The sequence below is a fragment of the Devosia sp. genome, assembly GCF_034675085.1.
GTDB lineage: Bacteria > Pseudomonadota > Alphaproteobacteria > Rhizobiales > Devosiaceae > Devosia.
Genome location: NZ_JAUCDN010000072.1, coordinates 1 through 12,528 on the forward strand (window position 1 = coordinate 1; position 12,528 = coordinate 12,528).

The following is a 12,528-nucleotide window of genomic DNA, read 5'->3' on the forward strand; positions in this document are numbered from 1 at the left end:
TCGGTCTTGAGGCGCTGCCGTACCGGCTCCAGCGCCCCCAGATAGCCGCGCAGGTCGCGCTCCAGCCGTGCCGTGGCGCGCTGGGCCAGGTCGGGCGCCTGCTGCACCAGCTTGAGGAAGGCGGCGCGCGGCACGAATAATGTGCGGCAATCGGTGACGGCGGTAATCGTCACCGGCCGAGGCCGGTCCAGGATCAGTGCCATGGACGAAATCATGCTGCCCGGCTCGGAAATGGCGTAAGGCCGGCCCGCTCCGCTTTCCTCGGGCTTTGCCCGCACCGTGCCCGAAATCAACACATGCGCGCCCAGCGGCGTCTCGCCGGCGCGGTAGATGACGCTGTCGGCGTCGAACCGGCGCAAATCGCTGGCAAAGGCCAGCATGCGTTGCTGGTCCTCATCGCAGATATTGAAAAACTCGGCCTGCGCCAGCGCTTCGGCCGCTTCGTCCCGCATCATGGCCCAACCCATGCCCATAAGCCCGGGAATGTTCGGCGTGAAGAACCGTGCCGAACCCCCTGGCTCATCCTATAGGTGATTTACGCGGGATTTATACTCGATTTTGCCCCGATGAGCGCTTCAACCGGCGCCATCCACCGCTTTCACGGCACCAGACGATAGCCGCCGTCCTCTGTGACCAGCAGCCGGGCATTGGAGGGATCGCGCTCGATCTTCTGGCGCAGCCGGTAGATATGGGTTTCGAGCGTATGGGTGGTAACCCGGTTGTTATAGCCCCAGACCTCTTTGAGCAGGATATCGCGGGTGATGGTCCGGGGACCTTGCCGATAGAGGAATTTGAGGATCGAGGTTTCCTTGTCGGTAAGGCGCACCTTGCTGCCGTCCTGGGTTTCCAGCATCTTGGCCGCCGGCTGGAAGCTGTAGGGGCCGATGGTGAACACCGCGCCCTCGCTCTGGTCATGCTGGCGCAGCGCGGCATTGATGCGAGCCAGCAGCACCGGGAAGCGGAAGGGCTTGGTGAGATAGTCATTGGCGCCCGAATCGAGCCCGCGAATCTGGTCCGCGTCGCTGTCATGCCCGGTCAGCATCAGGATGGGGCTCATATAGCCCTCGGCGCGCAACTGCTTGACCGTTTCACGCCCATCCATATCGGGCAGGCCGACATCCACGATCATCAGATCGATATTGCTCTGCCGCGCGATCGCCACCGCCTCCGCGCCGGTTCCGGCCTCCAAAACCTCGAATTCGGGCTGCGCGGCGAACTGTTCTGCCAGGGTCTGGCGCAGGTCGGCCTCGTCATCCACCAGCAGAATGCGTCGCTTGTTCATAGAGTTCTCCGGTCTTTGGCGCGTCGACCGCCCCTTGGGTCACAATATTGCGACCGGTTTGGGGCCGGCTGATCACATCGACGTTATGGAGCAAGCAACGGGCCTGGCGCCCGGAAGTTGCAGCCAGGGAAAAAATCAGCCCTTGAGCGGCGGACGATCCCCGAAAAGCGCCGAACCGACGCGCACATGGGTGGCGCCCATGGCGATGGCGGTCTCGAAGTCCCCGCTCATCCCCATGGAGAGCTGGCCCACCCCCGCGGCGCGCCCGAGCTCGGCCATGTGGGCGAAAAACGGCCCTGGCGGCAGCCCCTCGGGCGGAATGCACATCAGCCCCACGATATCGAGCCCATGCTCGGCGCGGCAGCGGGCAACGAAAGCAGCCGTCTCGGCCGGCGCGACGCCCGCCTTTTGCGGTTCAAGCCCGATATTGACCTGCACGAAGCAGGGCAATTTCCGCCCGGCTTTTTCCATTTCACTGGCCAGAACCCCTGCCAGCCTGTCGCGGTCGAGACTTTCGATGACATCGAACAACGCTAAGGCCTCACGCGCCTTGTTTGTCTGCAAGGGGCCGATGAGGTGCAGGACCAGATCGGGATAGGCGGCACGCAGCTCCGGCCATTTCTCCTTGGCCTCCTGGACACGATTTTCCCCGAAGACACGCTGCCCGGCGGCAAGAAAGGGTTCGATGGCCTGCGCCGGAAAGGTCTTGGAAACGGCCACCAGTTCCACCCGATCGGGTGGCGCGCCGAAACGGGCCTGGGCGCTCCCCATGCGCTCCCTGATTTCGGCAAGCCTCTGCGCGGCGCTGGCGTTCATGCTTTCGCCCCTGTTCCTGTTGACCTTGGCCGGGATTTCTGATGATGGTCCGGTAGCCAAAATCCCCAATAAACGCAAGCGGCGCGCCCCTTTCCCGGCCGTTGCCCAAGGCCCAATCCAAGGACGAGTTCAGTGAGCGGCGAACGCTACAATCCGCGCGAGATGGAACCGAAATGGCAGAAGATCTGGGATGACCGCCAGAGCTTCGTGACCGCAAATGACGATCCGCGCGAGCCCTATTACGTCCTCGAGATGTTCCCCTATCCCTCGGGCCGCATTCATATGGGCCATGTGCGCAATTACTCCATGGGCGACGTGGTGGCGCGGTATCATCGCGCCCGCGGCAAGAACGTGCTGCACCCCATGGGCTGGGACGCCTTCGGACTGCCGGCAGAGAACGCCGCCATCGAGCGCAAGACCCATCCGGGCACCTGGACGCGCCAGAACATCGCCGCCATGAAGGCCCAGCTCAAATCCATGGGCCTGTCCATCGATTGGACGCGCGAGATCGCCACCTGCGAGCCCGAATATTACCGTCATCAGCAGGCCATGTTCATCGACATGCTCGAGGCAGGCCTCGTGACGCGCAAGCAGTCCAAGGTCAATTGGGATCCCGTGGACATGACGGTTCTGGCCAATGAGCAGGTCATTGACGGCAAGGGCTGGCGCTCTGGCGCGCCGGTGGAGCAGCGCGAGCTGACCCAGTGGTTCTTCAAGATTTCCGACTTCGCCGAGGATCTGCTGGAGGCGCTGGACGGGCTGACCGAATGGCCGGAAAAGGTGCGCATCATGCAGCGCAACTGGATCGGCCGCTCGGAAGGTCTGCGGCTTTTATTCGAGCTGGCACCCGATAGGACAGTTTCTCAAACCAGCGTCGAGGTCTTCACCACCCGCCCCGACACCATTTTCGGCGCGTCTTTCCTGGCGCTCTCGGCCGACCATCCTTTGACCGCCGAACTGGCCGCCGCCAATGCGGAAATCGCCGAATTCGTCGCCGAATGCCATCGCCATGGCACGTCCACCGAGGCGCTGGAAAAGGGTGAGAAGAAGGGTATTTTCACTGGATTGCGTGTCAAACATCCGGTGGTCGAGGGCGAGACCTTGCCGGTCTATGTCGCCAATTTCGTGCTGATGGATTATGGCACCGGCGCCGTTTTCGGCTGCCCCGCCCATGACCAGCGCGACCTCGATTTCGCCCGCAAATACGATCTGCCGGTCAAGCCCGTCGTGCTGCCGGCCGGGGCCGACGCCGCAATTTTCTCTATTGCCGACGAGGCCAATACCGACCCCGGAACCATTTATAATTCCGAGTTCCTCGATGGTTTGGGCGTCGAGGAGGCCAAGAAGATCATTGCCGCCCATTTTGCCGCCCGCAGCGTCGATGGCCGGCCTCAGGGACAGGTGGAAGTCAATTATCGCCTGCGCGATTGGGGCGTCTCCCGTCAGCGCTATTGGGGCTGCCCCATCCCGGTGATCCATTGCGAGGTCTGCGGCACCCTGCCCGTCCCCAAGAAGGACCTGCCAGTGGTGCTGCCCGAGGATGTCAGTTTCGACAAACCCGGCAATGCGCTCGACCATCATCCGACTTGGAAGCATGTGGATTGCCCGCAATGCGGCGGCCCGGCGCGCCGGGAAACCGACACCATGGACACCTTCGTCGATTCCTCCTGGTATTTCGCGCGCTTCACCGCGCCCGACGCCGATACGCCGACCATTCCGGACGTGGCCAATCGCTGGTTGCCGGTCGATCAATATATCGGCGGCGTCGAGCACGCGATCCTGCACCTGCTCTATTCGCGCTATTTCACCCGCGCGATGCGGGCCACCGGCCATGTCGGGCTCGATGAGCCCTTCAAGGGCCTCTTCACCCAGGGCATGGTGACCCACGAGACCTACAAGTCGCCCGCCGGCGACTGGGTGACGCCTACCGATATCGTCATCGAGAGCGATGGCGACCAGCGCCGCGCCCGTCATCTTAAAACCGGCGAGCCGATCAGCATCGGCTCGGTGGAAAAGATGAGCAAATCCAAGAAGAACGTGGTCGATCCAGACGAGATCGTCGCCACCTATGGTGCCGATACCGCCCGCTGGTTCATGCTCTCGGATTCCCCGCCCGAGCGCGATGTGCAATGGACCGAGGCCGGCGTCGAAGGCGCCAGCCGCTTCCAGCAGCGCGTCTGGCGGTTGGTCAGCGAAACGATCGATAGTCTGGAACAATTTTCTAAGATTGTTCGCGGAACTGACGACGAAGAAGCCCTGGCCCTGCGCCGGCAGGTGCATCGCGCCGTCCATGCCGTTGGCGAGGAAATCGAGGGGCTGCGCTTCAATCGCGCCGTCGCGCAGATTTACGAATTGACCAATGCCCTGGTGCGTGCCGCCGGCCTGGTTGCCAAGGCCCCTGAGGCCCGCCTCGCAGCGCTGGAAGAAGGCGTGGGGCGGCTGGTGCAACTGATCGCGCCAATGATGCCGCATCTGGCCGAAACCTGCTGGCAGGCCCTGGGTCGTGAGGGTCTGGTGGCCGACGCGCCCTGGCCCGCGGTGGACCCCGCGCTGCTGGTCGACGATGAAGTCACCCTGCCCATTCAGGTCAATGGCAAGCGGCGCGGCGAAATCGCCGTGGCGCGCGGTACGCCGGCGCCCGAAGTCGAAAAGCTGGTCTTGTCTTTGAGCGAGATTGTCCGCATTCTCGACGGCAAGGCACCCAGGAAGATCGTCATTGTGCCGGACAGGATCGTCAATGTCGTGGTTTGAGCCAGTGCGGGCGGGAAGAGGAACGGATTTGGCGCGCATGCGCGGCCGCCCGGCCACCTCCCTTCGCGCCCTGGCTCTCACTGTCATCCTGCTGGGGCTTGCCGTCCCGTTGAGTGCGTGCAGCTTCTCGCCCGTCTATGGCGGCAACAGCCGCCTCGCCAGCCAGCCGCTGCTCCATTTCGCCTATGCCAAGCCCACTTCGCGCCTGGAACAGATCGTCTATCAGGAATTGGCGCTGCGCTTCGGCTCCTCCGGCAGCGAAACCGCGCCCTTGGCCACGGTGACGGTCAGCAGCAGCGTCGCTCGGGTCGGCTACTCCATCACGGCCAACCCCAACAAGACCGCCCGCGTCACCGTGACGGCCAGGCTGGTCATCACCACCCGCGACGGCAGCGACGCCCAGCCCATCGAAATTACCCGGGAGGCATCGGCGGATTATACCGGTTCCGACCAGCTTCTCGCCATCAATACTGCCGACACCGAAGCCAGCGAGCGGGCAGCCAAGGCGGCCGCCGAATCGCTTCGCCTTGCCGTTCTGGCCCGTCTCAGCCGCTGATGGGCGCGCTCAAGGCGCATGAAGTCGCCCGTTTCCTGGCCCGGCCCGACATCACCGAGGGCATTTTCCTGGCCTATGGGCCCGATGCCGGCCTTGTGCGCGAAACCGCCCAGCGCCTGATCCGCCAATTGAGCGGGAACGATCCCGAATCTGCCAGCCTGGTGACGCTGGATGGCGCGGAAATCGACGCCGACCCTTCCCTTCTTGCGGTTGAAGCCCGCACGGTCTCGCTGTTCGGTGGCAAACGGATCGTACGCGTACGCGGCGCCGGCAAGGCGCTGGTCATGCCCCTCAGCGAGCTTAAAGACGATCCCGCCGGGGCCGCGATCATCCTCGAGGCCGGCAACCTCCTGCCCCGCGACGCGCTGCGCGCGCTGGTGGAAGGGGCCAAATATGGCCGCGCCCTGCCCTGCTATCCCGACAGCGATGAAACCCTGCAGGCGCTGATCCGCGAGACTTTCAACCAGCAGAACATTCGTATCGATGCCGATGTCGTCACCACCTTGCGCGAAATTCTCGGCAATGACCGTGAGATTACCCGCCGCGAACTGGAAAAGCTGTGCCTCTATGCTGGCGGTGGCGGCCAATTGACGCGCGAGGATGTCCTGCTGCTTTGCGCCGACAATGGCATGCTGGTCATCGACGCCATTTTGGATGCTACCGGCTCGGGCCATGCCGAAAAGCTGGAGCTGGCGCTCAATCGCGCCTTGTCTTCCGCCGTGGACCCGCAGCGTCTGCTTGCCATGGGCAATCTGCATTTTGCCAATCTGCGGCGCTGGCGGGGCGAGGTCGATGCCGGAAAGACCCCGCGCGCGGTGCTGGATGGCCTGCGTCCCAAGCCGCACTTCTCGCGCATGGCCGCCCTGGAGCAGCAATTGCGCCTATGGTCGGATGGGGCGCTGGCCAGCGCCAGCGCTCGACTGCTCGCCGCCACCTCCGACAGCCGGCGCCGGCCGGCGCTGGCCGAACCGGCGCTGCGCCGCACTTTGCTGGCGATCTGCATGATGGCCGCAGCCCATTAAAATACGGGGCGCCCCGTTTCACGTGAAACGAGGACCACTGTCGAGCCTTCAGGGATCAGTTGGAATAGCCGGTGAGCCTGAGGCAGAGCCCGTCGAGCTGTTCCAGCGTGCGATAGCGGATTTCCAGCCGTCCGCCCTTCTCGCTATGGGCCAGCGACACCGAAAGCCCCAGCGCATAGGAAAGCCGCCGCTCCAGCGCCACGATATCGGCATCGCGTTCCGATGGCCCGTCAGACGTTTTCCTCTTGCCGCCCGGCTCGCGCTGCTGGCTCATCGCCTCGGCTTCGCGCACCGATAGGCCCTGCTCCACGATCCTATGCGCCAGGCTTGCCGGGTCTTCCGCCGTGATCAGCGTCCGGGCGTGGCCGGCGGTCAGCGAGCCGCTGGCCACCATTTCACGCACATCCTCGGGCAGGCGCAAAAGCCGCAGCGTATTGGCCACGTGCGAGCGGCTCTTGCCGATCACCTGCGCCAGGTCCTGCTGGGTATAGTCGAACTGCTCGATCAATTGGCCATAGCCCATGGCCTCTTCCAGCGGGTTGAGGTCGGCGCGCTGCACATTTTCAATAATGGCAAGTTCCAGCGCTTCCTTGTCGCCCACCTCGCGCACGATCACCGGCACGTCATGCAGGCCGGCGCGTTGCGCCGCCCGCCAGCGTCGCTCCCCGGCGATCAGCTCGAAAATATTGGGGTCTTCGCTGGGCCGCACCAGCAGCGGCTGCATCACGCCCTTCTCACGGATCGAATTGGTCAGCTCTTCAAGCTGCTCCGGATCGAACGTGCGGCGCGGATTTGCGCGGTTGGCGATGATGAACTCCACCGGCAGGCGCTTGACGCCTCCCGATTCGGTTACCCTTGCGCCTTCCACAGTGGCCATATCGCCGATCAACGCCGCGAGCCCGCGACCGAGACGTGTGGGTTTTTCGTTCATTTCGGGCTCCTATGCGGCGTTGAGCTGGCGCTCGCGGCGGATCACTTCCGTCGCCAGGCGCAGATAGGCCTGGCTGCCGGCACATTTGAGGTCATAGAGCAGCGCCGGCTTGCCGTAGGACGGCGCTTCGCTCAGCCGCACATTGCGCGGAATGACCGTATCATAGACCAGATCACCCATTTCACTGCGCACGTCGTTCAGCACCTGCTCGGAAAGGTTGTTGCGCTTGTCGAACATGGTCATCACCACGCCCTGGATGGACAGGCGTGGATTAAGCGTCGAGCGGATCTGCTCGATGGTCTGCAAAAGCTGGCTCAGCCCTTCCAGGGCGAAGAATTCACATTGCAGTGGCACCAATACCGCGTCGGCGGCCACCAGCGAATTGACCGTGAGCAGGTTGAGCGAGGGCGGACAGTCGATGAGGATATAGCTTACCGGCTTGTCATTGATGCTAAGCTCACCCAGCTGCTTGAAGGCGTTGCGCAGCTTGAATGCCCGATCCTGATGGCCGGCAATGGTCAGCTCCACCCCGAGCAGGTCCATGGTCGAGGGTACGATGGCGACATTGGGCACGCTGGTCAGGATCGCGGACTGCGCCACGCTGGCTTCTCCGACCAGCAGGTCATAGGAGGAAACCTCGCGGTCGGTGCGGGAAATGCCCAGGCCGGTGGAGGCATTACCCTGCGGATCGAGATCGACGATCAGCACCCTCTCGCCAATGGCGGCCAGCGCCGTGGCGAGATTGATGGCGGTCGTGGTCTTTCCCACGCCGCCTTTTTGGTTGGCCAATGTCAGGATACGGGGTGCCACATTCGGCCTCCAGTTCAGTTTGCCGCTAACGAACTGATCTTTCACGCAGATTTTTGAGCGTGAGCAACACGCCGCTTGCGTCGGTGTCGCTGCTTCTTATTACCACGTCATAGCTCCAGCGCGCATCTGTTTCCGCGAGTTCTTCAACATGTTCCCGGCCTTTATGCAGGATGGCGCGGGTATTTGGGCCGAAAAACGGCGCCATCCAATCGCACAACACCGGCAAACTGGCCAAGGCGCGCGATGTGATGACATCCGCCGCCCCTGTTTCACGTGAATCAGCCGCTTCGATTCGCGCGCCCAAAACCGTAACGCTGAGCCCCAGTTCCCGCGCCACGGTGCGCAGAAAACTGACCTTGCGGCCTGTCGGTTCAACCAACACGAAATGCCGATCAAGTCCCTTGCTGGCAATTGCCAGGGGGAGCGCCGGAAAGCCGCCGCCGCTGCCCAAATCGAGAAAGCGCCGGTCCTGCGCCTCCAATAGCGTCAATGCTTGCAAGCTATCCGCAAAATGCCGTGTCCAAACCTGGTCCAGTGTTTCACGTGAAACAAGATTCTGCACCCTTTGCCATTGCCGCAGCAACTGAGCATAGGATTCCAGATCGCGAACAACCTCATCAATCGGTCGCGACAAAAACCGCTCATAAGGCGCGATCGAAGACGGCTCGGCCATTATCCGGCCTCGCGCATTTCGCCCCGGCGGATCACGGCCAGCAGCAGCGTGATCGCCGCCGGCGTCATTCCGTCCATGGCCTGGGCCTCGGCGATCGTTTCAGGGCGCTGCTGCTCCAACTTGTTGCGCAGTTCAATGGAAAGCCCCGGAATGGCTGCATAGTTGAGCCAGCCGGGAATCACCTTGCGTTCATCGCGCCGCACCGCTTCGATATCTTGGCGTTGTCGGTCCAAATAAACCGCATACTGCGCATCCACCGCCAGCTGCTCCCCCACAGCTTCGGGGATGCTGGCGATTTCCGGCCAGATATGGGCGACATCCGCCCATCCGATATCGGGATAGGAAAGGAGATCGAAGGCAGAGCGCGCCTTTCCATCTTCATTGACGGCGATCCCGGCCTTGCGGGCCTTGTTGGGCGAGATGGAAAGCGTCGTCAGCAGGGTTCGCCCCCGCGCCAATGCCTCCGCCTTGCGCGTGAAGAGCGCCTGCCTCTCTTCCCCGACCAACCCTTTTTCCATGCCATGGGGCGTCAACCGCTGATCGGCATTGTCGGCGCGCAGATGCAGGCGGAATTCGGCGCGCGAGGTGAACATGCGATAGGGCTCGGAGACGCCCCGCGTCACCAGATCGTCCACCATCACGCCCAGATAGCTCTGCGTCCGCGACAACACGATCGGCTCCAGGCCAAGGCTGGCCAGTGCGGCGTTGGCGCCCGCCAACAGGCCCTGTCCACCCGCCTCCTCATAGCCGGTGGTGCCGTTGATCTGACCGGCGAGATACAGTCCTGGCTGCCGCTTCAGTTCCAGCGTGGCGCGCAGCTCGCGCGGATCGACATGGTCATATTCGATTGCATAGCCGGGCCGGATGATGCGCACCGATTCCAACCCCGGCATGGTATGGAGGAACTCTTCCTGCACCTCGGGAGGCAGCGACGAGGAAACCCCATTGGGATAGACCGTGTTGTCGTCCAACCCTTCCGGTTCGAGGAACACCTGGTGGCTCTCCCGGTCGGCGAAACGGACGATCTTGTCTTCGATGGACGGGCAATAGCGCGGCCCGCGACTCTGGATGCGCCCCGAATACATCGGCGAGCGATGCACATTGGCGGCGATGATGCGATGCGTCTCCGCCGTGGTCCGCGTGATGTGGCAGACCACTTGTGGCGTGGTAATGGCCGCGGTCAGCGCCGAAAACGGCTCGGGAGGATTGTCACCCGGCTGGGCGTCCAGAACGGAATAGTCGATGCTGGCGCCATCGAGCCGCGCCGGCGTGCCGGTCTTCAGCCGCCCCAAACGCAGGCCCAATGCCTCGAGCCGTTCAGACAGCCCCAGCACTGGCTTTTCCCCGATGCGTCCAGCGGGATGGCTGCTTTCGCCGCTATGGATCAGGCCGCGCAGAAAGGTGCCGGTGGTCAGCACCACGGCCTTGGCGCCAATGCGTCGCCCATCGAGCAGCACCACCCCGCTCACCACCCCATTGCTGACCGTGAGATCGTCGACCTCGCCCTCGATCACGTCGAGATTGGGCTGGGCGCTAATCACCGCCTGCATGGCCTGGCGGTAGAGCTTGCGATCCGCCTGCGCGCGCGGCCCGCGCACCGCCGGCCCCTTGCGCCGGTTGAGCACGCGAAACTGAATGCCGGCCTCATCGGCCACGCGGCCCATCAACCCATCCAGGGCGTCGATCTCGCGCACCAGATGGCCCTTGCCCAGACCGCCAATCGCCGGATTGCAGCTCATTTCCCCAATGGTGGCGAATTTATGCGTTACCAGCGCCGTCGGTACGCCCAGGCGCGCCGAAGCGGCTGCGGCTTCACAGCCGGCATGGCCGCCGCCGACAACGATAACCGCATAATCCGTCACGATACTGCCCTCCGATGGGGTTCAGATGGTCGATGTTTCACGTGAATCGCTTTTCCGACGCAGGTCAAAAATGTTTCACGTGAATCATTTGCCGATGCAGAAACTGGCGAACAGCCGGTCGAGCACATTTTCAGCGTCGATCCGGCCGATCAGCCGCTCCAGCGCCTGCGACGCCGCCCTGAGGCTTTCCGCTGCCAGTTCGGGCGTTGCAAGCTGGTCCAATGTCTCGCTCATGCCAGCCAGGGCCGCTTCCAGGGCCTGTCGGTCTCGCGCACGGCTCAAAAGCACCGGCTCCCCCGTTACCATGCTTTGCCCCAATTGCTCAATCCGCGCGAGCAAATCCGGCAATCCGGCTCCGGTTTGCGCCGAGACGGAAAGCTCGACGCCCGGGATCGTGCCCATATCGGCCTTGGTGCCGATATGGAGTTGCCTGGCGCCCGTCGCCTCCACCGCCAATGCCGGCGCATCCGGAGCGCTGAGCCATAAAACAATGTCGGCATTTTCAATGGCTTCACGGGCGCGGCGAATGCCCTCGGCCTCCGCCTTGCTGTCGGTTTGCCTCAAGCCGGCCAGATCCAGCAGCACATAAAGCTGGCCGCCAATATCGAGCGGCACCTCGCGCACATCGCGCGTGGTTCCTGCCTCATCGGTGACGATGGCGATGTCCGATCGCGCCAAGGCATTGAGCAGGCTGGATTTTCCGACATTGGGCGCGCCGGCCAGCGCCACCCGCACCCCCTCGCGCTGGATGCGCCCATGCTCCAGCCCCGCCAGGGCCTTGGCAATATCCTCAGCCAAGCCGGCAACGCCGGCGGCAAAGTGTGGTGGCAGGCTTTCACCGACATCGCCTTCATCGGAAAAATCCAGATGCGCCTCGATATCGGCGCGCAGGTCAAGCAATCGATGCCGCCAATCCGCGATGCGCCGCGACAGGCCCCCTTCCAGCCGGGCCAGCGCCTGGCGACGCTGGTTTTCGGTCTCCGCCTCCAGAAGGTCTCCCAGCCCCTCGATTTCCACCAGGTCCAGCTTGCCGTTTTCAAAGGCGCGGCGGGTAAATTCACCGGCCTCTGCGAGCCGGGCCCCCTGAGCAACCAAAAGCTTGAGAATGGCCCGCACGCCCGCCGGCGAACCATGAACCTGCAATTCCGCGCAATCCTCGCCAGTAAAGCTGTGCGGGGCAGGAAAATACAGCACCAGCCCACGATCGAGCTGGGCCTGTGTTCCGATAGGACGCAGGCTGGCCCGGCGCGGTTCCGGCAGGGGCCCGCTTACCGCGCGCAGGATTGTCCCGACCTCCGGCCCGGAAAGCCGGATCACCGCCACCCCCGAAGGCAAGGCCCCCGAGGACAAGGCCACGATGGTGTCGCCCACCCGCATCGAAATCAGGCGGGCCGGAACGCGGCCGCAGAAACCGGCGCGTCTTGGGCCATCAGGTGTTCATGGAATCGAAGAAGTCGGAATTCGTCTTGGTCTGGCGGACCTTATCCATCAGGAATTCCATGGCGTCGATCGTCCCCATCGGGTTGAGGATACGGCGCAGCACATACATCTTCTTCAGGATATCGGGCTCGACCAGCAATTCTTCCTTGCGGGTGCCGGACTTGGTGATGTCCAGGGCCGGGAAGATGCGCTTGTCGGCAACCTTGCGGTCAAGAATGATTTCGGAGTTACCGGTGCCCTTGAACTCTTCGAAGATCACTTCATCCATGCGGCTGCCGGTATCGATCAGCGCCGTCGAGATGATGGTCAGCGAGCCGCCGCCCTCGATATTGCGCGCCGCGCCGAAGAAGCGCTTGGGGCGTTGCAGGGCGTTGGCGTCCACGCC

11 protein-coding genes and 1 pseudogene are annotated in these 12,528 nt (G+C 63.4%); 3 read left to right on the forward strand and 9 right to left on the reverse strand.

Going from position 1 to position 12,528, the window contains the following annotated elements:
• From VDP82_RS06615 to VDP82_RS06625, 3 genes are all read right to left on the reverse strand, one after another.
• A partial coding sequence (locus tag VDP82_RS06615) for a cyclic nucleotide-binding domain-containing protein (RefSeq protein WP_323014060.1) occupies positions 1 to 455 on the reverse strand: 455 nt, incomplete at its 3' end.
• Between the two features lie 143 nt (positions 456 to 598).
• Complete coding sequence (locus tag VDP82_RS06620; RefSeq protein ID WP_323014061.1) at positions 599 to 1,282, reverse strand: response regulator transcription factor; 684 nt, start codon at positions 1,280 to 1,282, stop codon at positions 599 to 601.
• Positions 1,283 to 1,417: 135 nt separating this feature from the next.
• Positions 1,418 to 2,098: a YggS family pyridoxal phosphate-dependent enzyme gene (locus tag VDP82_RS06625; protein WP_323014062.1), complete on the reverse strand. Its 681-nt coding sequence runs from the start codon at positions 2,096 to 2,098 to the stop codon at positions 1,418 to 1,420.
• A 132-nt stretch (positions 2,099 to 2,230) separates the two neighbouring features.
• Here VDP82_RS06625 and leuS point away from each other — a divergent pair, with 132 nt between their 5' ends.
• From leuS to holA, 3 genes are read left to right on the forward strand one after another with little or no spacing between them, the layout of a single operon-like run.
• Positions 2,231 to 4,849, forward strand: coding sequence for a leucine--tRNA ligase (leuS, locus tag VDP82_RS06630; RefSeq protein WP_323014063.1), 2,619 nt, complete (start codon positions 2,231 to 2,233; stop codon positions 4,847 to 4,849).
• Positions 4,850 to 4,886: 37 nt separating this feature from the next.
• Positions 4,887 to 5,405 carry an LPS assembly lipoprotein LptE gene (gene lptE, locus VDP82_RS06635; protein ID WP_323014064.1) on the forward strand — a complete coding sequence of 173 codons (519 nt, stop codon included), beginning with the start codon at positions 4,887 to 4,889 and terminating at the stop codon, positions 5,403 to 5,405.
• Positions 5,405 to 6,427: a DNA polymerase III subunit delta gene (holA, locus tag VDP82_RS06640; protein ID WP_323014065.1), complete on the forward strand. Its 1,023-nt coding sequence runs from the start codon at positions 5,405 to 5,407 to the stop codon at positions 6,425 to 6,427. The genes lptE and holA overlap by 1 nt, the downstream gene beginning before the upstream one ends.
• A 55-nt stretch (positions 6,428 to 6,482) precedes the next feature.
• Here the strand turns inward: holA and VDP82_RS06645 are convergent, their stop codons facing one another.
• The 6 genes and pseudogenes from VDP82_RS06645 to VDP82_RS06670 all read right to left on the reverse strand — a co-directional run.
• Entirely contained in the window at positions 6,483 to 7,358 is an 876-nt protein-coding gene (locus VDP82_RS06645; RefSeq protein ID WP_323014066.1) for a ParB/RepB/Spo0J family partition protein, read from the reverse strand.
• A gap of 9 nt (positions 7,359 to 7,367) precedes the next feature.
• Positions 7,368 to 8,168, reverse strand: coding sequence for a ParA family protein (locus tag VDP82_RS06650; protein ID WP_323014067.1), 801 nt, complete (start codon positions 8,166 to 8,168; stop codon positions 7,368 to 7,370).
• A gap of 25 nt (positions 8,169 to 8,193) precedes the next feature.
• On the reverse strand, positions 8,194 to 8,841 hold the full coding sequence (gene rsmG, locus VDP82_RS06655; protein ID WP_323014068.1) for a 16S rRNA (guanine(527)-N(7))-methyltransferase RsmG: 648 nt from the start codon (positions 8,839 to 8,841) through the stop codon (positions 8,194 to 8,196).
• Positions 8,841 to 10,706 carry a tRNA uridine-5-carboxymethylaminomethyl(34) synthesis enzyme MnmG gene (gene mnmG, locus VDP82_RS06660; protein ID WP_323014070.1) on the reverse strand — a complete coding sequence of 622 codons (1,866 nt, stop codon included), beginning with the start codon at positions 10,704 to 10,706 and terminating at the stop codon, positions 8,841 to 8,843. The genes rsmG and mnmG overlap by 1 nt, the downstream gene beginning before the upstream one ends.
• 81 nt (positions 10,707 to 10,787) lie before the next feature.
• On the reverse strand, positions 10,788 to 12,080 hold the full coding sequence (gene mnmE / locus VDP82_RS06665) for a tRNA uridine-5-carboxymethylaminomethyl(34) synthesis GTPase MnmE (RefSeq protein WP_323014069.1): 1,293 nt from the start codon (positions 12,078 to 12,080) through the stop codon (positions 10,788 to 10,790).
• A gap of 52 nt (positions 12,081 to 12,132) precedes the next feature.
• Positions 12,133 to 12,528, reverse strand: a pseudogene (locus VDP82_RS06670) (transcription termination factor Rho); the annotation flags it as partial.